General features: G+C 73.6%; 11 protein-coding genes and 1 tRNA gene. 10 read left to right on the top strand and 2 right to left on the bottom strand.

Annotated elements, in window-relative coordinates:
• The first annotated feature begins 33 nt into the window (after positions 1 to 33).
• Genes ACGFJ7_RS07855 through ACGFJ7_RS07835 form a run of 5 tightly spaced genes read left to right on the top strand, consistent with a single transcriptional unit; the run spans position 34 to position 11,074 of the window.
• Positions 34 to 2,433, top strand: a complete 2,400-nt coding sequence (locus tag ACGFJ7_RS07855; protein ID WP_392641467.1) for an amino acid adenylation domain-containing protein — start codon at positions 34 to 36, stop codon at positions 2,431 to 2,433.
• Positions 2,430 to 3,626, top strand: a complete 1,197-nt coding sequence (locus ACGFJ7_RS07850) for an MFS transporter (protein ID WP_360244117.1) — start codon at positions 2,430 to 2,432, stop codon at positions 3,624 to 3,626. The genes ACGFJ7_RS07855 and ACGFJ7_RS07850 overlap by 4 nt, the downstream gene beginning before the upstream one ends.
• A gap of 26 nt (positions 3,627 to 3,652) precedes the next feature.
• Positions 3,653 to 5,416, top strand: coding sequence for a non-ribosomal peptide synthetase (locus ACGFJ7_RS07845; protein ID WP_392641465.1), 1,764 nt, complete (start codon positions 3,653 to 3,655; stop codon positions 5,414 to 5,416).
• A 19-nt stretch (positions 5,417 to 5,435) separates the two neighbouring features.
• Positions 5,436 to 9,749, top strand: coding sequence for an amino acid adenylation domain-containing protein (locus ACGFJ7_RS07840; protein ID WP_392641463.1), 4,314 nt, complete (start codon positions 5,436 to 5,438; stop codon positions 9,747 to 9,749).
• On the top strand, positions 9,749 to 11,074 hold the full coding sequence (locus tag ACGFJ7_RS07835) for an ATP-grasp domain-containing protein (protein WP_360244108.1): 1,326 nt from the start codon (positions 9,749 to 9,751) through the stop codon (positions 11,072 to 11,074). The genes ACGFJ7_RS07840 and ACGFJ7_RS07835 overlap by 1 nt, the downstream gene beginning before the upstream one ends.
• Here ACGFJ7_RS07835 and ACGFJ7_RS07830 read toward each other — a convergent pair.
• Positions 11,007 to 12,194, bottom strand: coding sequence for an MFS transporter (locus ACGFJ7_RS07830; protein ID WP_360244105.1), 1,188 nt, complete (start codon positions 12,192 to 12,194; stop codon positions 11,007 to 11,009). The genes ACGFJ7_RS07835 and ACGFJ7_RS07830 overlap by 68 nt on opposite strands.
• A 58-nt stretch (positions 12,195 to 12,252) precedes the next feature.
• Here ACGFJ7_RS07830 and ACGFJ7_RS07825 point away from each other — a divergent pair, with 58 nt between their 5' ends.
• Positions 12,253 to 13,203 carry a helix-turn-helix domain-containing protein gene (locus ACGFJ7_RS07825; RefSeq protein WP_360244102.1) on the top strand — a complete coding sequence of 317 codons (951 nt, stop codon included), beginning with the start codon at positions 12,253 to 12,255 and terminating at the stop codon, positions 13,201 to 13,203.
• 121 nt (positions 13,204 to 13,324) lie between these two features.
• Positions 13,325 to 18,961, top strand: a complete 5,637-nt coding sequence (locus ACGFJ7_RS07820; protein ID WP_392641460.1) for an amino acid adenylation domain-containing protein — start codon at positions 13,325 to 13,327, stop codon at positions 18,959 to 18,961.
• A 373-nt stretch (positions 18,962 to 19,334) separates the two neighbouring features.
• On the opposite strand, the gene ACGFJ7_RS07815 is transcribed toward ACGFJ7_RS07820, so the two are convergent.
• Positions 19,335 to 19,410: transfer RNA gene (locus ACGFJ7_RS07815), tRNA-Lys, on the bottom strand.
• A gap of 145 nt (positions 19,411 to 19,555) precedes the next feature.
• On the opposite strand from ACGFJ7_RS07815, the gene ACGFJ7_RS07810 reads away from it, so the two are divergent.
• The 3 genes from ACGFJ7_RS07810 to ACGFJ7_RS07800 all read left to right on the top strand — a co-directional run bounded on the left by ACGFJ7_RS07810 (position 19,556) and on the right by ACGFJ7_RS07800 (position 22,630).
• Positions 19,556 to 20,794, top strand: a complete 1,239-nt coding sequence (locus ACGFJ7_RS07810; RefSeq protein WP_360244096.1) for an Ig-like domain-containing protein — start codon at positions 19,556 to 19,558, stop codon at positions 20,792 to 20,794.
• Between the two features lie 108 nt (positions 20,795 to 20,902).
• A complete protein-coding gene (locus ACGFJ7_RS07805) occupies positions 20,903 to 22,141 on the top strand; it encodes an Ig-like domain-containing protein (protein ID WP_360244093.1) in 1,239 nt (412 codons plus the stop codon).
• Between the two features lie 81 nt (positions 22,142 to 22,222).
• Positions 22,223 to 22,630: a hypothetical protein gene (locus ACGFJ7_RS07800; protein ID WP_360244090.1), complete on the top strand. Its 408-nt coding sequence runs from the start codon at positions 22,223 to 22,225 to the stop codon at positions 22,628 to 22,630.
• Positions 22,631 to 22,672: the final 42 nt, after the last annotated feature.

Raw genomic sequence — 22,672 nt, 5'->3', positions numbered from 1 at the left:
CTCCCACCGTCCCGTCCCGAATGGAGACCCGCCATGCTCGACACCCCCGACCTGACGCACCCGTCCACCGGCGCCGAGCCGGACCGGCTCGACCTGCCGTTCGACCACCTCGACGGCCGGCCCGGTGCCGTCGCGAGCGTGGAGGTCGTGCTGCCCGCCGCGTTCTCGGCGCTGTGCCGCCTGGGCCGGGCGGCCGGCGCCGACGCGCCGGCCACGCTGCTGACCGTCCTGGCCGCCCTGGTGTACCGGCACACCGGCCAGCGGGACCTCCGCGTCGGCCTGGGCGAGCACGCCGTGACGGTGCGCGTCCCGGCCGCGCCGACCTTCCCGCTGCTGCTGCGGCAGGTGGCGACCACGGCCCCGGACGCCGCCGGGCCGGCGCCGGACGTCGTGCTGCGCGTCGGTGCCCAGCCGGTTCCGGACGGGGCCGCCCCGCTGACGTTCGCCTTCGGCCCGCTGGGGGACGGAACGGCGCACGGCCGGCTGCACTACGACGCCGCCCGGTTCGACCACCGGACGGTCACTGCTCTGGCCGCCCGGCTGGGTGTGCTCGTCGCCGGTGCGGCCGCCGACCCCGGCCGGCCGCTGGACGATCTGCCGGTGCTCACCGACGGCGACGCCCGGCGGATGGCCGGGCTGACCGCTCCCGCCCCGCCGGCCGCGCTCGCCACGGCGCCGCTGCCCGAGCTGATCGCGGACTGGGCCGGCCGGCGGCCGGACGCGCCGGCCGTGGCCGGCGCGCGGGTGATCACCTATGCCGAGCTGAACCGCCGGGCCGGTGAGCTGGCGGCCCACCTGCGCGACCGCGGGGTGCGCCGGGGCGACCGGGTGGGCGTGCTGAGCGAGCTCACGGCGGACGCGGTGGTCGCCCTCTGCGGCGTGATGGCCGCCGGCGCCGCGTACGTCCCGCTCGACCCGGCCGACCCGGCCCAGCGCACCGAGGAACTGGTCCGCGACCTGGGCTGCCGGCTGACCCTCGTGCCCGGCCGGGACGCCGTGCCGTCCGGGGCCGTGGGCGAACGGGTCGCGCTGACCGGCGACGACCTCGCCTACGTGATCCACACGTCCGGCTCCACCGGCCGTCCCAAGGCGGTCGGCGTGCCGCACTCCGCGGTGTCGTTCTACGCCGCGGTCACCGCCGCCCACTACGGGCTCGAACCCGGCGACCGGGTTCAGCAGTTCTCCTCCTTCACCTTCGACGCCTTCGTGTCCGAGCTGTGGACCACCCTGGCCGCCGGCGCCGCCCTGCTGCTGCGCGACGAGCGGGTGATGACACCGGCGGCGCTGCTCGACCGCGTCGAGACGGCCGGCGCCACGGTGATCGACCTGCCCACGGCGTACTGGCACCTGGTCTGCTCGTGGCTGGCCCAGCGCGGTGGCGCGGTGCCCGCCTGCCTGCGCCTGGTCATCATCGGTGGTGAGGCGGCCAACCCCACCCATCTGCGGCAGTGGCTGGCCTCGGCCGGCCCGCACGTCCGCCTGCTCAACTCGTACGGCCCCACCGAGACGACCTGCGCCGTGACCTATGCCGACCTCGGCCCGGCCGGGCCGCCCGAGTCGTCGTCCGGGCGATCGGTCCCGATCGGCCGCCCCTCACCGGGCCTACGGACCTACGTCCTGTCCGACCGGTTGCGGCCGGTGCCGCCCGGCGGCGTCGGCGAGCTGTTCATCGCCGGGCCGCAGCTGGCCCGCGGCTACCTGAACGCGCCGGCGGCGACCGCCGCCGCCTTCCTGCCCGACCCGTGGGGCCCGCCGGGCAGCCGGATGTACCGCACCGGCGACCGGGCCCGGCTCACCCCGGACGACCTGCTGGCGGTGCTCGGCCGCCGCGACGCCCAGGTGAAGGTGCGCGGGTTCCGGATCGAGCTCGGCGAGGTCGAGCAGGCTCTCACCACGTTCCCCGGCGTGCGCCGGGCGGCCGCCCGGGTGCACGACCATCCCGGGTCCGGGCCGGTCCTGGTCGGCTACGTGGCGGCCCCCGGCGACACACGGCCCGACGAGGTGCGTGCCCACGTGCGGGAGCGGCTGTCCCGGCACAGCGTTCCCGACCTCGTCGTGGTGCTTCCCGACCTGCCGCTGACCAGCAGCGGCAAGGTCGACGGCCGGGCGCTGCCGGCGCCGGAGACGGTGCCGGCCGTGTCGCCCGGCGCGTTCACCGCGGCCGAGCAGGCCGTCGCCGACATCTGGGCGAGCGTTCTGCCGGCGGCGCCGTCGGGCGGCGACGACCACTTCTTCGAGCTCGGTGGTCACTCGCTGGCGGTGGCGCAGGTGGGCATGCGGATCCGGGCCGAGCTCGAGGTCGAGGTGTCGATCGCCGACCTGTACGACCGGCCCCGGCTGGCCGATCAGGCCGTACTGGTCGAGGGTCTGCTGACCGAGCAGATCGCCGCGCTGTCCGACGCCGAGGTCGACGAGCGTCTGGCCCGTCGATGACCCACCTCCGGCGGGTCATGGCGGCCAACTTCTTCGCGGCGACCGGCTTCGGGCTGTACGCGTCGGGCAGCGCCGTCTACTACACCCGTTTCACCGGTCTGACGGCGTCCGAGGTCGGTATCGGCCTCACCGTGGCCGGCCTGGGCTGGCTGCCGCTGTCCGTCGTGATCGGACGGTTCTGTGACCGCGTGCAGGCTCGCCGCGCGGTAGTGCTCACCGGGGCCCTGGGCGCCGTTCTGCTGCTGTCGGCGATCGCGATCAGGGGCTTCTGGAGCTTTCTGATCGTCGTCACCGCGGTGCAGATGGCCGTGCAGGCCGCGTGGATCTGCCGGGAGGCGCTGGTGGCCGACCTCACCGACGAGGGCAGCCGGGTGACGCTCTCCTCGCGCCTGCGCAGTCTGTTCAACGCCGGCATCATCGCCGGCACCGGCCTCGGCGGCCTGCTCCTCGGCGCCGACCGGAGATCGGCCTACCTGGCCCTGATGATCGGGTGCGCGGCCGCCGAGCTCGTCGCCGTCCTGCTGAGCCTGGGCTTGCCGAGGCCGGTCGCCGAGATACCGCCGTCGGCGGGCCTCTCGATGCGCGGCGCCCTGCGGGACGTTCCCTACCTGGCGCTCGCCGGCCTGCACGGCGTGCTCGCCATCGGCGACATCATCCTCTTCGTCGGCCTGCCGCTGTGGCTCGTCTCGCAGGCGGGACTGTCGGTCGCGCTGGCGGCCTGGCTGTACGGTCTCAACGCGCTCATCGTGATCGTCCTGCAGGTGCGGCTCAGCCGGGCCGCGGAGTCCTTCGGGGGCGCCCTGCGCCTGCTGATCGGGGCCGGCGTCGTCAGCACCACGGCCTGCTTGGTCATAGCGTTCAGCGACGACACGACGATGGCCGTCGGCGTTCCGCTGCTGATGCTCGCCGTCGCGCTGCTGTCGGTCGGCGAGATCTGGGCGTCGGCGGCCGGCTGGAAGTTCCGGTTCGATCTCGCACCGGCCGCGGCGCAGGGCACCTGGGGCGGCGTCTTCGCCCTGGGCGGCTCCGTGCATCTGGTGCTGGGCCCGGTGCTGGTCACGCTGCTCGTCGAGCGGTTCGACGCCGCCGGATGGATCGTGCTGTCGACGCTCTTCCTCGCCGTGTCGGCCACCGCCGGCTCGGCCCTCGACTGGGCCCGCCGAACCCGGCCCAGCGCGGCGGTCGTGGCCTGATGACCGCCGACGGAAAGGAGTCCACGATGGACGTCGTCGATGAGATCGTGCGCCGGGCCCGGGAGCATCCCGGCCGCCCGGCGGTGGGCGACGGGGCCGAACAGTGGTCGTACGGCCGGCTCGTCCGGTACGCGGAGCAGGTCGCGTCCCATCTCCGCGCGCGGCGGGCCGGCCCCGGCGACATCGTCGTCGTGCACGGCGACAGTGACCCCCGGACGGTCGCGGTGCTGCTGGGCGTTTGGCTGACCGGCGCCGCCTACCTGGCCACCGGGGCCGGTGTGCCCGCCGATCGCCTCGCCCACATGGTCCGCGACTCCGGTGCCCGGGTGGCCGTCACACCCGACCCGGCGGCGTTCCGCTCCCTCGACGTCCAGGTGATCACCTTCGGCGCCTGGGAGCGGGACGCCCCCGGGGATCCGGCGCCCGGACCGTCCGGCTTCCCGCGGGCGTCGCCCGGCTACGTCGTCTACACCTCCGGCACCACCGGTGTGCCGAGGGGCGCGACGATCAGCCGGGGCGCCCTGCTCTGGCACGCCGGCGCGGTCGGCGCCCGGTACGAGCTGACCGCGCACGACCGGGTCCTGCAGGCCGCCTCGCCGGCGTTCGACGTCGCGGCCGAGGAGATCTGGCCGACCCTGTACGCCGGCGCCCGCGTCGAGATCCTGCGCGGGGGACTGGGCGCGGCCGGCTACGCCGAGCTGACCCGGATCGTCCGGGACCGGGAGATCACCGTGGTCAACCTGCCGGCCGGCTACTTCAGCGGCTGGTCGGCCGGACTCGCCCGGGCGGGCGGCGTCCCACCGGCGCTGCGCCTGGTGGTGACCGGAAGCGAGGAGTTGCCGATGGCGGCCGCGCGACAGTGGTGCGCCGCCGCCGAGAACCCGCGGCTCGTCAACGCCTACGGGGTCTCCGAGGCCACCATCACCTCGCTGACCTTCGACGTACGGGCCGACGCGCTGGGCGGCGACCGCGTTGCGATCGGCGCCCCGCTACCCGGCGTGCGAGCGGTGATCATCGACGACGACGGCACGCCGGTACCCGAGGGCGCCGAGGGTGATCTGATCCTCGGCGGTCCCGGTGTCATGCTCGGCTACCGAGGCGCCGATCCCCGGCCCGCGCGACGCTTCCGGCAGGCGCCGGTCGCCGGTGCGGGCGACGGTCCGTGGTACCTCACCGGCGACCGGGCGCGGGTGGAGGACGGGCTGATCTATTTCCTCGGGCGCTCCGACGACCAGCTCAAGGTGAACGGCGTACGCGTCGACCCGGGGGAGATCGCCGCCGTCCTCACCGCTCATCCCGCGGTCGGCGACGCGCGGGTGATGACGGTGGACGGCCGTCTCGTCGCCGGCCTGCGCGCGACGCGGCCGATCGGCGACCAGGAGCCGCTTCTCGGCCACCTGCGGCAGGCGCTGCCGGAGGCGATGGTCCCTCAGCATCTGGTGGTCCTGGACGACTTCCCCCGTACTCCCGGCGGAAAGACGGACGTGCCGGCCCTGCGCGCGGCGATCGTGGCCCGGATCGCCGGCGACCGGACGGCCCGGCCCGCCGACGTGAGCGCCGTGCTCCAGCGGCTGTGGCGGGAAGCCCTGTCCGTGCCGGACATCGACGGCGGCTCCGATTTCTTCGCGCTGGGCGGCGACTCCCTGCGCGCGGCCCGGATCTCGCGGGCGCTGCACCGCGAGGCGGGCCTGTCCTGCCCGATGAAGACGATCTTCGCTCATCCGCGTTTCGACGACTACGTGCGCCAGGTGCGGCTCCTCGCCGGCGACCACGCCCCGTCGAGGTCATGATCCGACACCAGGAGGCGTCATGCCGGCGAACAGCCACCCCATGTCCTTCAGCCAGGAATCGATCTGGCTCAACGACCAGTTCCGCGACGGCCCGTCCCGCTATCAGGAGTCGTGGGCGTACCGCCTCACCGGCCGGATCGACACGGCCGCGCTGGAGGCCGCCCTGACCGAGATCGTCCGGCGCCACGAGGTGCTGCGCAGCCGGCTCGACCTCCACGAGGGCGCGCCCCGGCAGACCGTTCTGCCGGCCCGTCCCGTACGGCTGATCCGCCGGGTGGCCCGGCCCGGCCGCCTGGCCGAAGCTCTCCGGGAAGCGCTCGACCTCGCCGCCCCGCCCCTGCTGCGGGCTCACCTGCTGGCCGCGGAGCCGGCGGACCGGCCCACCGAGGCGGTGCTGCTGGTCGTTCTGCATCACGCGGCCATGGACGGCGAGAGCCTGAACGTTCTCGGCCACGAGCTGGAGCACCTTTACCGGGCGGCGGTCGAGGGCCGCCCCGGCCGGTTGCCGGCCGTGCGGCAGGCCGGGCCTCTGGCCCGGCTCCAGCATCGGGAGGAGCGGCTGCGGGGTGAGCTCGATCTGGCCTTCTGGCGGGACAACCTGCGGGGTGCGCCGCGGGAGTCCGCGCTGCCGGGCGACCGGCCGCGCCCGTCGGCGCTGAGCCACCGCGGCGCGGAGGTCACCTTCGCCGTCGACGAGCAGACCACCGCCGGGGTACGTGACCTGGCCCGCCGACTGCACACGACGCCGTACGTCGTCCTGCTGACCGCGCTGACCGCCCTGACATACCGGTTGAGCGGCCAGCGCGACCTCGTGCTCGGCACACCGGTCTCCCGCCGCGACGACCCCGGCACCGACGGCATGATCGCCTGCCTCGCCGAGGTGATGCCCCTGCGGCGCGACGTCGACCCCGGCGAGTCGTTCGCGTCGGCGGTCGCCGCGACCCAGGAGGTCGTCCTCGACGCCCTCGAGCACGGGAACGTCCGCTTCAGCCGCGTGGTCGCGGAGCTGGGCGTACCCCGTACGCCCTCGCAGTTCCCGCTGTTCCAGATCGTCTTCGCCGCCGAGGCCGAGGAGCCCGTGCCCCTGAGCCTGCCCGGCGTCGGCGCCGAGCGGCTGTATCCGCACAACGGCACCGCCAAGTACGACATCTTCCTCAGCCTGGTCCCGCGACAGGGCGCCTTCCGCGGCACGCTCGAGTACTCGACCGACCTGTACGACCACGACACCGCGACCCGGCTGACCGAGCGCTACCTCACGCTGCTCGCCGGCGCCGTCCGCCACCCGGACCGCCAGGTCGGACATCTCGCCGTCCTGCCCGAACGGGAGCTGGCCTTCATCCGATCGTCGTGGGAGACGCCCACGACAGCGGTCTCCCGGTCGTCGCTGCACGAGTTCGTCGCCGAGCGGGCCCGGCTCGACCCGGACGTCCCGGCCGTGGTGCACGGCCGTACGACGTTGACGTACCGCCAGCTCGACGAGGCGTCCGGACGCCTGGCGGCGCGGCTGGCCGGTGACGGCCACGGTGGCGGCCGGATCGCCGTCTGCCTCGACCGCTCCGCCGCCCAGGCGGTGGCCGTGCTGGCCGTCTCCAAGGCCGGGGCGGCCAGCGTGCCCGTCGACCCGGCCTATCCGGCTGAGCGGGTGGCGTTCATGCTGCGCGACAGCGGCGCCACGGCGGTGATCACCGAACCCGCCGTCGCCGCGCGGGCGGCGCTGCCCGCCGGCGTTCCCCGGATCCCGCCGCACGCGGACGGCCCGGCGGCCACCGAACTGCCGTCGCCGCGCGCGGGTGACCTGGCCTACGTGCTGTACACCTCCGGCTCGACCGGGCGGCCCAAGGGGGTGGCGATGCCACACGCCCCGCTGGTGGGCCTCATCGAGTGGCAGGGCCGGCGGTCCCTGCGCCGCACCGGCGCGCGCACGCTGCAGTACGCCTCGCTGAGCTTCGACGTCGCGTTCCAGGAGCTGTACTCCACCTGGGCGTCGGGCGGCACCGTCGTCATGGTCGACGAGGGCGCCCGGGCCGATCCGGAGCGCCTGTCCGACACGCTCGTCGAGCAGCGGGTCGAGCGGATGTTCCTCCCCTTCGTCGCGCTGCAGCAGCTGGCCGTGTACGCGCGGGCCGAACAACGCCGATTTCCCGATCTCCGTGAGGTCGTCACCGCCGGGGAGCAGCTGTTCGTCACCGACGCGATCCAGGACTTCTTCGCCCGGTGCTGCGACGCCAGCCTGGAGAACCAGTACGGTCCCACGGAGACCCACGTGGTCACCGCGGAACGCCTCACCGGGCCGCCCGCCACGTGGCCCGAGCAGCCGTCGATCGGCCGGCCCGTCGACGGGGCCCGCGCCTACGTCCTGGACGACCAGTTGCGACCGGCGCCCGTCGGCGTGCCCGGCGAGCTCTACCTCGGCGGCCGGGCCCCCGCGCGCGGTTACCTCGGCCGGCCCGAGCTCACCGCCGAGCGTTTCCTGCCCGACCTCTGGGATGCCGGCGACGGGGGCGCCCGGCGGCGGATGTACCGCAGCGGCGACCGGGCGCGCCTGCTCGCCGACGGGCGCCTGCAGTTCCTCGGGCGCGGTGACGACCAGGTGAAGATCCGGGGATTCCGGATCGAGCTGGGCGAGGTCGAGTCGGCCCTCAAGGCGATCGACGGGGTGCTGGACGCGGTGGTGGTGGCCACCGCGGCGGCCGCCGGGGCCGCCCCCCGCCTGATCGCCGCGTATCTGCCGTCGCCCACCCGCCCGGTGATGCCCGAGGACCTGAGAGCGGCACTGGGCCGGCGGTTGCCGGCGTTCATGGTGCCCTCCTTCTTCCTCGCCCTCGAGCGGTTTCCCCGAACTCCCAGCGGCAAGGTGGACCGCCGGGCCGTTGCCCGCATCCAGGCCGGGCCGCCGCCGTCGCCGGGGTCCCGGCGGCCCGCGACCGCGCGGGAGAGGCGGATCGCCGAGCAGGTCGCCGCGGTGCTCGGCGTGGCCGAGATGGCCGCCGACGACGATTTCTTCCGCCGGGGCGGCGACTCCCTGCGCGCGGTGCGGCTGGCGCTGGCCCTGCGTCAGGAGTTCGGCGTCAAAGTGCCGATGAACGCCGTCTTCACCGCCCCGACGGTCGCCGGGCTGGCCGCGCTCGTCGGCGGCTCGTCCGCGCCCGGCCGGGGCCGGGTGCCCGACGAGGATCTCGAGCTGCCCGGTGACATCCGCCCGGCGGAGCGAATCAGCCGCGTCAGCCCGGATCCGGCGGCGGTCCTCCTGACCGGCGCGACCGGCTTCGTCGGCGCCTTCCTCCTGCGGGCACTGCTGCACAGCACCTCGGCGCGGGTGCACTGCCTGGTGCGCGGGCACGACGACGCGCATGCGGCGCGCCGACTTCGTGACGCCTTGGCCGCCTACGGCGTCGCGGAACCGCCCGGTGAGCGCGTCTCGGTCGTCCGCGGCGATCTCGGGCTGCCCCGCCTCGGACTGTCCGATCAGGACTACAAGAGGCTGGCTCGCGGCGTGGACGCGGTCTACCACTGCGGGGCCGCCGTGAACCTGGCCCAGGCGTACGGCCAGTCGCGCGCCCCGAACGTGCTCGGCACCGTCGAGGTGCTGCGGCTGGCGGCGTCACATCGCACCGTCCCCGTCCATCACATCTCGACGACGGGTGTCTTCTCCGGTCCGGCGGTGGCCGGCCGGACGCTCGCGGAGGACGAGCCACTGACCGGGCAGGACGGTCTGATCCACGGCTACACGCAGAGCAAGTGGGCCGCCGAGCGACTGATCGCCGAGGCCCGGCGCCGCGGTCTGCCGGTGTCGGTGTACCGCCCCACCCGCGTCGCCGGCGACTCCGCCACCGGCGCCGGCCAGACCGCCGACTACCTCTGGCTGCTGCTCAAGGGCTGCGCACAGGCGGGAGCCGCGCCACGGCTGCGGGCCGCCTTCGACCTCGTCCCGGTCGACTACGTCGCGCGGGCGACGGTCGTCCTCTCCCGGAGCGCCGGCGCGGCCGGCGGCACCTTCCACCTCGCGGGCGAACGCCTCGTGCCGCTGCCCACCGCGGTCGGCGCGCTGCGCGGCGCCGGCCACCGCATCGAGGAGCTGCCCTTCGGGCAGTGGGCCGAACGGATCGGGGCGTGCCCCGGCAACGCCGTGTTCCCCCTTCTCGCGACGATGGCCGACGACGAGCAGGACACCGATCAGGAGGGCAGCGTCCGGTTCTCGGCCGCCGCCACCCGCGCGCTCCTCGAGCCCGCCGGGATCACCTGCCCGGCGGTGGACGCCGAGCTGTTCCGGCGATACCTGGACCACTTCACCGCCGCCGGCTTCCTGCCGGCGGCCGACGAAAGGTGTTCGTGATGCCGACCCCGACCCGGCCCCATGTCGTCCTGCTGGGCGGCACCGAGGCCAGCACGCGCAAGGCCGCCGGGTGCGGCCTGTCCGTCATCAACATCGAGAAACCGGCGCTGTTCGAGCCGGCGGCCGCGCGGCACTGTGTACAGACCCATCTCGTCGACTACCAGGACGTCCCATTGGTGACGAATCTGGTCCGGGCGATCCATCGGCACACGCCGCTCACCCGGATCGTCAGCCAGACCGAGGCCGGCCCGCTGATCGCCGGGCATCTGACGACCCTGCTGGGCCTCGACGGCAACAGTGGCACGACGACCAGGACGCTGCACGACAAACTCGCCTTCCGGGCGGCGCTGAACGCGGCCGGTCTCGGCGTGGTCGACGCCGCGCCGGCGACCTCACGGGCGCAGCTCGCCGGCTTCGTCGCCCGGCACGGCGCGGCGGTGGTGAAGCCGACCATGGGCTCGGGCAGCCTCGGGGTCCGCAAGGTCCGGTCCGTCGCCCAGGTCGGCGCGACATGGGAGTGGCTCCGGCGGTTCGCCACCTCGCCCTTCATGGTGGAGCAGCTGCTGGAGGGCACCGAGGTGAGCGTGGAGACGATCAGCGTGGCCGGCCGGCACACCGTCCTCGCGGTCACCGGCAAGGACGTCGGCGACGGTGTGGTGGAACTCGGGCATGTCGTACCGGCCCGGCTGGACGAGGCCGGCACCACCGCGGTGTCGGACTTCACCGTACGGCTGCTGGACGCGATCGGCCTGGTCGAGGGCACCGCACACACCGAGGTCATCATCACCGCCGACGGCCCGCGGGCCATCGAATCGCACAACCGCTGCGCGGGCGACCACATCGTCGACCTGATGCGCCTGGTCTACGGCACGGACCTGGAGACGCTCGGCTATCAGCTGGCGTTGCCCGAGGGGCCCGAGCCGGTGACGCCGGCCGGCGACGGCGCCGCGGCGGTGCGGTTCCTCACCGCCGAGCCCGGCCTGGTCGAGCGCGTCGACGGCGTCCAGGACGCGCTCGGCGCCGAGGGCGTCGTCACGGTCGAGGTCACGGCCGTGCCGGGACAGCGGATCCGGCCGCTGAACTGGTCGGAGGACCGGTGCGGGATGGTGATCGTCCGGGCCGGTGACAGCGCGGAGGCCGAGCGCCTCGCGGCGCACGCCGCCGGGCTGATCCGGGTGCGGACCGGCCCGGCCGGCGCACCGGCCGGCGAGACGATGGGCGACCTGCTGTCCGCCGCGCACGAGGTGCTCAACCCGTTCAGGCCCGAAGACTCGGCCGGCCCTCCGGTTCACGCCGGCGCACGGACGGGTGCAGCGCCAGGCTGACGGCGAACGACAGGGTGGCGCAGACCGCGATGGCGATGCCGGCCCGGGACAGGTCGGCCAGCCAGCCGGACAGGGCGGCGGCCAGGGCCTGGCACGTCATCATGCCGCTGCCGACCAGGCCCATGGCCTGCCCGCGCAGGTTGGCCGGGACCGCGCGGACGTACAGGTCCTGCAGCGCCAGCGAGGACGCGAAGCCGAAGGAGGCCAGGCCGACGGCGACGGCGCCCGCCCACACCGTCGGCTCGAGGACGAAGACGAGGTACGGCAACGCCAGCAGCGCCTGAAGCGGCAGGATGAGCCGGATCCGGGTGGCGCTGGATACCCACCGGCCGACGATGACGTCACCGAGGAGCATGCCCAGCGCGGCCGCGACGAACAGGGCGCCGGCGAGGTCGCCGGCGTACGGCACGAACAGGGCCTCGGCCCCGACGATGAGGCCGTTGGGCACCCACTGGACGAGCAACAACGTACGGATCGCGGGGGTGGTGAACAGGACCCGGTTCACCGCGAAGGTGGCCGAGAGAACGGCCCGCCCGGTGGCGCGCGGCGGATAGGACGCCAAGCCGAAGGCGACGACGCCCGCGGTGACGAGCGCGGCCATGGCGCTGCCGAGCAGCGCGACGTGCGGGCCGAGGGCGCCGAGCAGCGCACCACCCACGGCGTACCCCAGAATCTGCATTCCACCGACGCTGATGTTGAGCACCGAGCGCCCGAGCACGTACAGGTCGTCGCCGAGAATGTCGACCAGCAGGGCCTGGCGTACGGCCGCGGCCACCGCGTCGCCCACGCCGACGCCGATCACCAGGCACAGCATCGTCCACACCGGAAGGCCGGCGAGGGCCAGCGTGAGCGCCACGCCGGCGCGTACGCAGTCCCACAGCGGCAGGAAGGTCCGGGGCCGGACGCGGTCGGCCAGCGAGATCAGGGTCATCGCGCCCAGCGCCTGCGGGGCGAAGCCCGCGAGGTAGGCGATCGCGGCCCACAGCGCCGAGCCCGTGCCCGCGAAGACCAGTGCGGAGAGCGCCAGCTGCTGGATCGTGGTGCCGCCGACGTTGGTGGCGTTGGCCGCGAACACCACACGGAACTGCCGTACCGCGTACAGGTCCCGGTAAGTCTGCATGCCCGAAGTCTTGGCCCTAGGGTGAGGCGACGACATTGTTTCGGCGAGAGGCGAAAGAATGACGACGCTGCACGTGGACTCGCAGACGCTGGCGACGGCGCGTTTCGCCGTGTCGCCGCTGGCCGAGACCGTCGCGGCGCTGAACCTGCTGGCCGGGCGCCGGCTCGGCCCGACCGCGACGGCCTGGACGGCGCGGCACGGCGCTACCGCCGGCGAGGTACGCCGCGACGCGGTCGGCCGCGCGCTGCTGGACCTGCTGGCCCGGACCTCCTGGATCCCCGACTTCCTGACGCCTCCGGTCCTCGGCCGGCCCGCCACGTTCGCCGCCGAACTCGCCGCGGTGGCCGGCACCCCGGCGGCGAAGGCCCGGGCCGACCTGGCGACGAGTCTCGGCCGCGCCGTGCCCGCCGCGTTCGCCGCGCGCGACCTCGTCCCACGGATCGCCCGCATCCTCGAGCACGTGTGGTCGGCGTGCGTGGCCTCGGAGTGGCCGCGGCACCGGGCGGTCCTCGAACGCGACATCATCCACCGGGCCGGCCTGCTGGTGACCGCCGGCTGGGCGCAGGCGCTGGCCGGGCTGGGCCCGTCGGTCAGCTGGCTCGGCTCCGGCCGGATCATGGTGAACGCCTACGAGGGCGCCGAGGAGCACGTCGGCTCCGCGCAGCTGGTCTTCGTGCCGTGCGCCCTCGGCGCCGGGTGGCTCGGCATCCGGCCGCCGGAGGCGTACGTCGTGGTCTACCCCGCGCGCGGGGCCGGATCACCCGACGGCCCGGCCGGCGGCGGGGCCGACGCGCTGATCGGCGCCACCCGCGCGCGGCTGCTGCGCGGGCTCGACAATCCCGGCACGCCGAGCCAGCTCGCCGCGCTGCACGGGCTGAGCCTGGGCACCGTGGGGGAGCACCTGTCCATCCTGCTCGCCGCGGGCGCCGTCACGGCGGCCCGGTCCGGCCGCTCGGTGTGGTACAGCCGGACCGCGCTGGGCGACGCGCTGCTGGCCGGACACCTCTGACCGCGCCCGCAAACCCGCCGCCGGGCAGATGGCGGACAGCCGCCAGACCGGCCCGTACGCGTTGACGGGCTCGCCCGCGCTCCCGAACCGTGGGAAGGACAGCGGCGGCGAGGAGAGAGCCATGACCGACGACCTGAAGTCCCACGCGACGGCGGCCGAGAGCCGCAACGCCCTGCTGACGCAGCGGCTCAACGGCCGCGCCCGAGCCGAGCGTCCCCGGCCGGCGCCATCCGCCGGGCCGCGCCCGGCCCCGCTCACCGTCGCCCAGGAACGGCTCTGGATGGCCCACCTGCTCGGCTCGTCCCTTGTGGAGTACAACGTGCCGGTCGCCTGGCGGCTGCGCGGGTCCCTGCGGCCCGACGCCCTGCAGCGGGCGGTGCGCGAGGTCGTCCGCCGGCACGACATCCTGCGGACGACGTACGACGGTGACGAGACGCCCCAGCAGATGGTGCGTCCCGAGGTCACCATCGGGTGGGAGCAGTCCGGCGACAGCGGACCCGGCCCGGTGGACGGCGCGCTGTCCCGGGCGGTCGCCGCCGCCGAACGTGACCTCGAGGAACCGTTCGACCTGCGGCACGGTCCCGTGCTGCGCGCCCGGCTGACCCGCCTCGGCGACGAGGACTGGCTGTTCGTCGTGGTGGTGCACCACATCGCCTTCGACGGGTGGTCGGCCGGGCTGCTGGGGCGTGAGATCGGCGCCTGGTACGACGCGATCGTGGGGGGCGGCACCCCCCGACTGCCCGCCCTGACCGCGCAGTACGCCGATCTGGCCGGCGACCGGCGGCGCCGGCCGGCCGACCACGCCGGCTACTGGCGGTCGCAGCTCGCCGACCCGGCCCCGGCCGACCTGCTCGGCGGCCGCACCGCGCCGCCGGGGGCGGCGGACGTGAGCCGGCACCGGTTCGCGCTCGCCGACGGCGTGCTCCAACGTCTGACCCGGCTCGGCGCCGCGCACGGGGCGTCGCTGTTCACGACGCTGTTCGCCGCGTTCCAGCTGCTGACCGCCCGCTGCGCCGGGCACAGCGACGTGCTCACCGGCCTTCCGGTGAACACCCGCGACAGCGTCGACGCGGAGGGCCTGATCGGCCTGTTCGTCACCGTCATCCCGTCGCGGGCCGAGGTCGACGACCGGCTGACCTTCGCCGAGCACCTCGACCGGGTACGGCAGAACGTCGTGAACGGCATCGCCCACGCCGAGCCCGGGCCCGGCGTGGAGCACGACCCGCCGCGCACGGTCTTCAGCCTGGAGTCCGAAGAGGACTGCCCGCTGCGGCTCACCGGCCTCGACGCCCGGACCGTCCCGCTGCTCGGTGCCCGAGCCATCCGGGACCTGGACCTCACCGTCGTGCTCGACAAGCACGGCAACGGCGCCGGGTACATCGACTACGCCACCGGCCTGCTCGAACCCGCCGCCGTCCGCGACCTGGCGCACGCGTACGCCGGACTGCTGGACGAGCTGGCCGACGGATTCAACCGCCGGATCACCGACTATCCCGTCGCCCTCGGTGCTTGGCCGCGCCAGACGCCGGCGCCGTCGGCCCCGCACCCGGCCGTCCCGTCGAGCGACCGCTCGCCGGAGACCCTGGAAGCGAGGATCAGTACCGTCTTCGCCGCCCTCCTGCCGGCCGGTCCCGCCCTCGAAGCCGGAGACGACCTGCGGCAACGCGGGGCCGACTCGCTGGTCCTCGTCCGCGCCGCCGGCCGGCTGCGTGAGGTGCTCGGGCGCCCGGTGCCACTGCGGACCCTGATCCGATCGCGAACCGTGGCCGAGATCGCGGCCTCGCTCGGCGACGGCGAGGCCGGCGCCGGTGACTCGCCCACCCCGCCGGCGACCGGCGACGTCGGCGACCGGTTCGACCTCTCGCCGTTGCAGCAGAGCATCTGGGTCCGCGAGAAGCTCACGCCCGGCACGAGCGACTATCTGCTGACTGTGGTCTGGGAGCTGACCGGCCCGGTCGAGCCGGATCTGCTGCGGCGCGCGTTCGACCGGGTCGTCGAGCGGCACAGCGCACTGCGCACGGCCGTCCGCGACAAGCAGGGGGTGCCGTTCCAAGAGGTCGTGGCCGCGGTCCCGGTCCCGTGGTGGTACCACGACGCCGCCGCCGAGCCGGTGGAGCGGACGCGTGAGCTGCTGCGCGGATGGCTCGCGGAGGAGACCGAGCCGTTCGATCTGGCCCGCCCTCCGCTCATCCGGGCCCGGGCCCTGCGGACGGCGCCGGAGCAGCACACCCTCATCGTCACCGCGCACCACATCGTCTTCGACGGCTGGTCCACCAATGTGCTGCTGGCCGAGCTGCACGAGGCGTACACGCGGCTGGCGGCCGGTACCGCCGACGACCGCCCCGGACCGGCCACCACACTGATCGAGGAGGTCCGGCGCCGGCGGGCCTGGCTCGACGGGCCGGAGGCCCGGGAACGGCTGGCCGCCGGAGTGGCCCGGCTCGACGGTGTCACCGAGCTGGACCTGCCGACGGACCGGGGATCCGGCCGCCCGCCCGGCGGCGCGCGCCACGAGTTCTCGCTTCCGCCCGAACTCGGCGCGGGCCTGCGCGACCTCGCCCGGTCCGAGAACGTCTCCCTGTTCACCGTCCTGCTGGCCGCCTTCTCCGAGCTGACCGGCCGGCTCGCCGGCCAGCGGGACGTGCTGCTCGGCGTACCCTCCGCCGGGCGGTCCCGCCCGGAGCTGGACGACGTCATCGGGCTGTTCCTCAACACCCTGCTGCTGCGGACACGGGCCGGCGGCGAGGCGCCGTTCCGCGATCTGCTGGCCCACGTGGCCGAGCAGCTGGCCGACGCCCTCGACAACCAGGACGTGCCGTTCGAGACGCTCGTCGAGCGGCTGCGCCCGGCCCGCGAGCCGGGACGCCACCCGCTGACCGACATCATGGTCAACTTCGCCAACACGCCCGCCGCCGCGCCGCGCCTCGGTCCCGCCCGGGTCGCCGAGGGCGAGGTCGACTCCAGCGACCCCAAGTTCTGGCTGACGGTGTACGCAACCGTGCACGACGACCGGATCGCCTTCGAATGGGTGTATCGCACCGACGTCTTCTCGCCGGCCCGGATCGAGGCGATGGCCGCCCAGTTCACGCATCTGCTGGGCCAGGTGGTGGCCGACCCCGGCCGAGCCGCCCGCGACTACTCGCTCCGGGCGCCCGAGCTGGCGTTGCGGACGCCCGACCCGCGCCGATCGCTGCCCGCCCCGCCGGACGCGACGGTGACCGACGACTTCGCCCGCATGGCCGCGGCCCACCCCGGCGCCACGGCGGTCGCCGACGACCGGGGCACCCGCACCTACGCGCAGCTGGCCCACGACGTCGAGGAGATCGAGGCGGCGATCACCCGGCTCAGCGCCCCCGGCGACGTCGTGGCCCTGCGCGTCCCGCCCTCCCCGGGCCTGGTCGCCGGGATGCTCGCCGTGCTCGGCGCCCGGCGGGTGCTGCTGGTGCTCGACCCGGACCAGCCGGCCGACCGGAACACCATGCTGATCGAGCAGGCCGGCGCCGCGCTCCTGCTCTCGGGGACCGGCCGGGCCGGCGACTCGCGGTGCGATGTCACCGCCTCCGTTCTCGCCGTCCCCGGCGGCCCGCGCCGCCCGGCCGGGCAGCCCGGCGGTGAACCGGCGTACCTGAGCTTCACCTCCGGGTCCACCGGCATCCCGAAGGCCGTCATCGGCTCGCGGCAGGGCCTCGCACACTTCCTCCGGTGGCAGCGCGAGACGTTCGGGGTCGGCCCGGGCGACCGCGGCGCCCAGCTCACCTCGCTGTCGTTCGACGTGCTCTACCGCGACGTGCTGCTGCCGGTCACCAGCGGCGCCACGCTGTGCATCCCGCCCGAACGGCGCGACCCCGACCTGCTGTTCGCCTGGCTGCGCTCGGCCGGCGTCACCTACCTGCACGCCGTGCCCTCGCTGGCACGGGCGTGGCTGGCCACCGCCACGGCCGACCGCCGGGTGCCGAGCCTGCGCCTGGTCTTCTTCGCCGGCGAACCGCTCAGCGGCCTGCTGGCCGGTGAGGTGCGCCGGCGGATCGGCGCCGCGCGGATCGTCAACCTGTACGGGCCGACCGAGACCACGCTGGCCAAGGTCGCCGGCGTCGTCGACCCGGAGGCGGGCGACGGCCGGATCCCGGTGGGCGAGCCGCTGCCCGGCGCCCAGGCCCTGGTCGTCGACGGCGACGGACGGCTGTGCTCGGTCGGCGAGCCCGGCGAGGTCTGGCTGCGCACGCGCGCCCGCAGCCTGGGCTATCTCAACGCACCGGAGGAGCAGGCGCGCCGCTTCGTCGTCAACCCGTTCACCGGCGACCCCACCGACGTGATCTTCCGGACCGGCGACCGCGGGCGGCTGCGCCCGGACGGCACCCTCGACCTGTTCGGCCGCCTCGACGACCAGCTCAAGGTGCGCGGCATCCGCATCGAACCGGGTGAGATCGAGTCCCACCTGTGCCGGCACCCCGCCGTCCGCGCCGCCGCGGTGACGGTCACCGACGAGGCCGGACTGGTGGCCTACGTGGACCTCCCGGCCGGCTCGCCGGTCGACGGCTCGGCGTTGCGGGCGTTCCTCGCCGCGACCCTGCCCGACCAGCTCATCCCCGGCGCGTTCCACCGCGTGGAGCGCATCCCGGCCACCGCGAGCGGCAAGATCGACAGGCGTGCGGTACGCGGGCTCACCGGCACCCGGCTCGCCTCGGGCGACCGCCACGTCGCCCCGCGCACCCCCACCGAGCTGGTGCTGGCCGACATCTGGGCCCGAGTGCTGGGCACCCCGGCGGTCGGTGTGCACGACGACTTCTTCCAGCTCGGCGGCGACTCCCTGCGCCTGGTGCACGCCACCGCGCTGGCCCGGGACGAGGGGATCGACCTCGACGTGGCCGACCACTACGAACACCGGACCGTGGCCGGGCTCGCGGGCGTCGCCGACGGCCGCACCGGCCGCACGGACACGCGGCGCAACGGCCCGCTCGTCCGGCTCCAGGAGGGAGACCGGCGGCGCCCCCTGTTCTGCGTCCACCCCAGCGGCGGCAGTGTCGCCTGGTACGTGCCGTTGAGCCGGGCGCTGCCGGAGGGCCGCGGGCTGCACGCGTTCGAGCTGCCCGGCGCGTACCAGCCGGGCGATCCCCAGAAGCGGGTCGAGGATCTGGCCGCGACCTACGTCCGGCACCTGCGCGAGGTGCAGCCGGAGGGGCCGTACGCGATCCTCGGCTGGTCGCTGGGCGGCGCCGTCGCCTACGAGATGGCCCGTCAGCTGCGGGCCGAGGGGCAGTCCACGGCGCCGCTGATCCTGCTCGAGCCGACCCTGCCGGGCGACCCCGCCTCGGTGGCCAGTCACCGGGAGGCGGCCGAGCTGTACCAGAGGGCCACCGACCTCGTCGGCCTGATGAGCGAGGCCGAGCCGGACAGCCCGGAGCAGGAGTGGCGCCGAACGGCCGTCCACGACTTCTTCCACAAGGCCGGCTGGCCACCGGCGGAGGCCGAACTGGCCGACCGGCTGCCGCTGACCGCCTGCGGCCTGCTGCACGGCGCGTTCGCGGCGTACCAGCCCGACCCCTACGAGGGAAAGCTGGACCTGGTACTCAGCGCCGAGGGCCGCGCCGCCGGCACCTCAGCTGTGGTCCACGGCAGCGCCGGCGCCTACATCCAGGGCTGGCGCGACATCACCGGCGGCCCGGTCGAGGTACACGACAGCGGCCCCGACCACATGACGATGGTCGGCCCCGGCAACGCCACCGCCCTGGCCGACTTGTGCGAGCGCCTGCTCGAATGACGCGGACGGCCCTGGTCCGTCAGAGAAAGGAACGCCGCGTGCCACGCGAGCACCGTGGTGTGATGTTGACGCTTCCGGCCAAGCCGAGCCGGGAGCGCGGGGTCGCGGCCGCCCGGCTCTGATTCGAGCTCTGCACGGACCGGCTGTCGAGTTTGCTGGCTCCGGTGCTGCCGCGGGGCGAACCTCAATCGGCCCGTCTTCCAACGCCGGGCCTGGCACCTGGTTGCGCAGCTGCGAGTGGCTGACGATTCCGAGCGACACCATGACTCGCCGCCGTTGACCAGGCTCGCGAAGCGTCGGCCGAGGGAGAAGCGACGTCGTCCCATAAAGATCAAGGCCGCCTAGCTGAGAAGCTAGGCGGCCTTGATGCTGCTGGTGCGCCGCGTAGGACTTGAACCTACAACCCGCGGATTAAGAGTCCGCTGCTCTGCCAGTTGAGCTAGCGGCGCTCGTTGGCAACGGAGAAACATTAGCACCCACCCCGGCGAACCCGGAAATCCACCCCCCTCCCTAAAGATCTCAGCCTCGGGGAGGACTCGATCTCTTGCATCCATGAGGCAGGATGGCCCCGCAAACTTCAGATCGGCCTCAGGGATGGTCAGCATGCGGCGCACGCTGGTGGCGTTGATGGCGACGGCAGTGATCACGCCGCTCGCGTTGTCGGCGTGTGGTGATGGGGACAAAGGCGACAAGCCACACGCCTGGGTCGACCCGTCCGCCTCTTCGACGGCTAAGGGCGGTGAAACCCAGCAGCCCGTCACCGAGTCGGCCACCGTGCCGATCAGCCTGGCTGTGACGCCGGCCTCAGGGAAGGCCGGCGTTCCGGTCAGCACCGAGATCGGGTTCAAGGTCGCCGGGGCGAAGGTGACGACCGTCGCACTGAAGGATTCGGCCGGCGCCGCCGTCAAGGGCACCCTGCGCCCCGACGGCTCCTCCTGGGTGCCGAGCGCGCCTCTCAAGACCAAGCAGACGTACGCGGCGACCGTCACCGCCACGGCGGAGGGCGGCCAGACCAAGACCGCCACCACCACGTTCACCACGATGGGCGCCCCGGGCAAGAAGACCGGCACCGGCCTCTACCTCTTCGACGGCAAGACGTACGGCGTGGCCATGCCTGTCGTCGTCGAGTTCAGCCCGGGCATCAAGAAGGCCGACCGGGCCGCCGTCGAGCGGCGCCTGTTCGTCACCACCAGCCCGGCCCAGCCCGGTGTCTGGTCGTGGACCTCGAGCGGCACGCAGGCGTACTACCGGGGTCCGGAGTTCTGGAAGTCCGGCACCACGATCGCCGTCCGGGTCGCCGTGGGCGGGCTGCCGACCGGCGGTGGGCGGTACGGCGACCGGGACCGGAGCGCCACCGCCAAGATCGGCCGCGACTTTCAGATGAAGGTCGACAACGCGAGCAAGAAGATGACAGTGGTGCGCGACGGCAAGACGGTGAAGACGATGCCGGTGAGTCTCGGCAAGAAGAGCACTCCGTCGTCGAGCGGCACCATGGTCGTGATGGACAAGCTGGCCGAGACGGTGTTCGACACCACGGCCGAGCTCGGGCCGGTGAACGGCTACCGCACGGAGATCCAGTACGCGCAGCGCCTCACCTGGTCGGGGCAGTACATTCACTCCGCGCCGTGGTCGACCGGTGACCAGGGCAGCCGCAACGTGTCACACGGCTGCGTGAACGTGTCCCCCTCGAACGCGCGCTGGCTGTTCGAGAACACGCTGATCGGCGACCCGGTCACCGTGAAGGGCACCGAGGACAAGCTCGACTACGGCAACGGTTGGACGCCGTGGAACGTCAGCTGGGAAGAGTTCAAGAAAGGCTCTGCCCTGAAATAACCGAAATGTCCAAAACTAAATCCCGAGGCGGCACGATTCCGGGATTGGTCACCGGGAAAAAACAAAGCAGTATTGGGCGCCGGGGATGACGACGCCGTGAGAGGGACCATGAAGACCTGGGGTATGAAACGCTGGCGGCTCGCCGCGATCTCTGTGATCGCCGCGAGCGTGGTGCTGAGCTCCGCGGCTTGCGGCGGCGGTGACGACAAGAAGTCGTCGGCGTGGCAGGGTGCCGAGCCGGGCAGCAGCGCGGGTGCGCCCGCGGGTGGGTCCGAGCAGTCCGAGGCGCCGAAGCCGAGCACCGTCGCGGTGACCTCGCCGGCCGCCGACGCCAAGGACGTCGTCGCCATCAGCCCGATCAAGTACACGACCGAGGATGCCGACAGCACCGAGGTGAGTGTGACCGACGCCGCCGGCAAAAAGGTCGAGGGCACCCTCGACAAGGACGCCAAGACGTTCACTCCGGCCAAGGCGCTCACCTACGGCACGAAATACACCGTCACGGTGACCGGCCCCGAGGCCGAGGGCAAGACCAACACCACCACGAGCACCTTCACCACCATGGCGAAGCCCTCGAAGGTGATCCGCGCGACGAGCTTCCTCGGCGACAACCAGACCGTCGGCGTCGGCATGCCCCTGATCATCAAGTTCAACCAGAGCATCCCCGAGAGCTACCGCGACGACGTCGAGCGCCGCATGACGGTCACCGCCACCCCGGCCCAGGAGGGCACGTGGCACTGGACCAGCGCGACCGAGGTGCATTACCGGCCGAAGGTCTACTGGAAGGCCAACTCCAAGGTCTTCTACAAGGTGGCGCTGGCCGGCGTCCCGCTGGGCAACGGCTACTACGGCAAGTCCGACATGACCGTCGACCTCAAGATCGGCCGTTCGCTGGTCATGACGGTGTCGAACAAGACCAAGCAGATGACCGTCAAGGAGAACGGCAAGGTCATCAAGACTCTGCCGGTCAGCCTGGGCAAGCCGAAGACCCCGTCCTCGAGCGGCACGATGGTCGTCATCGAGAAGAAGAAGCACACCGTCTTCGACACGATGGACGAGCTCGGTCCCGAGGAGGGCTACCGCACGCCGATCGACTTCGCCCAGCGCATCACCTGGTCGGGGCAGTACATCCACGCCGCCCCGTGGTCCGAGGGCAAGCAGGGCAAGGTCAACGTCTCGCACGGCTGCGTGAACGTCTCCGAGGCCATGGGCGCCTGGCTGTTCAACAAGACCCTCATGGGCGACGTGATCACGGTCTCCGGCACCGAGGAGAAGCTGAAGAACGGCAACGGCTGGACCGACTGGAACATGAGCTGGGAAGAGTACAAGAAGGGCTCGTACCTGTAAGGGCAGCGTCGCAAGGGCTCGGCCGTCTTCGGCCGGGCCTTTTTGCGTTTGTACGCCGGTAAGCACCCCTAGCCTGGAGGAATGCGACAAATCGCGTATGTCCTCGTGGTGACCGCCCTGCTCACGGCGGCCGGGTGCTCGGGGGAGGAGGAGCGGGCGCCGGTCGTCCCGACGGCCGCCACCATGCAGTCGAGCGCCGCCGCGGAGATCGCCGACGACCCGCCCGGCAGCCTGACGTGCACCGCGCTGGCAGTGGCGGTGGCCGACGCCAGCCTGATGGAGGAGGGCGTCGTGGCCGGCATCGTCAGCGCGAGCGAGACCGCGGACGCCCCGGTGGCTGACGCGGCCCGGGCGCTGGCCGCGGCGTACACCCAAGCAAGCGCGAGTAAAGGCACGGAGAGTGAGCCCGACGCGGTCGCCGCGGTCAGCGCGGCCGCCGCCGACATGTCGCAGGTATGTGCGGATAGTGGGCTCCAGGCGGTCGGATGACCACCCAGAGTGCCATCGATGATCGTAAAAGCGGACAAAGAA

This window comes from Actinoplanes sp. NPDC048988, assembly GCF_043197815.1.
Taxonomy (GTDB): Bacteria; Actinomycetota; Actinomycetes; order Mycobacteriales; family Micromonosporaceae; genus Actinoplanes.
This window is presented reverse-complemented; position numbering and strand designations above follow the sequence as displayed.

Excerpts from the sequence above, each read along its gene's own strand:
- ACGFJ7_RS07855 (WP_392641467.1), top strand. The coding sequence starts at position 34 with ATGCTCGACACCCCCGACCTGACGCACCCGTCCACCGGCGCCGAGCCG.
- ACGFJ7_RS07850 (WP_360244117.1), top strand. The coding sequence starts at position 2,430 with ATGACCCACCTCCGGCGGGTCATGGCGGCCAACTTCTTCGCGGCGACC.
- ACGFJ7_RS07845 (WP_392641465.1), top strand. The coding sequence starts at position 3,653 with ATGGACGTCGTCGATGAGATCGTGCGCCGGGCCCGGGAGCATCCCGGC.
- ACGFJ7_RS07840 (WP_392641463.1), top strand. The coding sequence starts at position 5,436 with ATGCCGGCGAACAGCCACCCCATGTCCTTCAGCCAGGAATCGATCTGG.
- ACGFJ7_RS07835 (WP_360244108.1), top strand. The coding sequence starts at position 9,749 with ATGCCGACCCCGACCCGGCCCCATGTCGTCCTGCTGGGCGGCACCGAG.
- ACGFJ7_RS07830 (WP_360244105.1), bottom strand. The coding sequence starts at position 12,194 with ATGCAGACTTACCGGGACCTGTACGCGGTACGGCAGTTCCGTGTGGTG.
- ACGFJ7_RS07825 (WP_360244102.1), top strand. The coding sequence starts at position 12,253 with ATGACGACGCTGCACGTGGACTCGCAGACGCTGGCGACGGCGCGTTTC.
- ACGFJ7_RS07820 (WP_392641460.1), top strand. The coding sequence starts at position 13,325 with ATGACCGACGACCTGAAGTCCCACGCGACGGCGGCCGAGAGCCGCAAC.
- ACGFJ7_RS07810 (WP_360244096.1), top strand. The coding sequence starts at position 19,556 with ATGGTCAGCATGCGGCGCACGCTGGTGGCGTTGATGGCGACGGCAGTG.
- ACGFJ7_RS07805 (WP_360244093.1), top strand. The coding sequence starts at position 20,903 with ATGAAGACCTGGGGTATGAAACGCTGGCGGCTCGCCGCGATCTCTGTG.
- ACGFJ7_RS07800 (WP_360244090.1), top strand. The coding sequence starts at position 22,223 with ATGCGACAAATCGCGTATGTCCTCGTGGTGACCGCCCTGCTCACGGCG.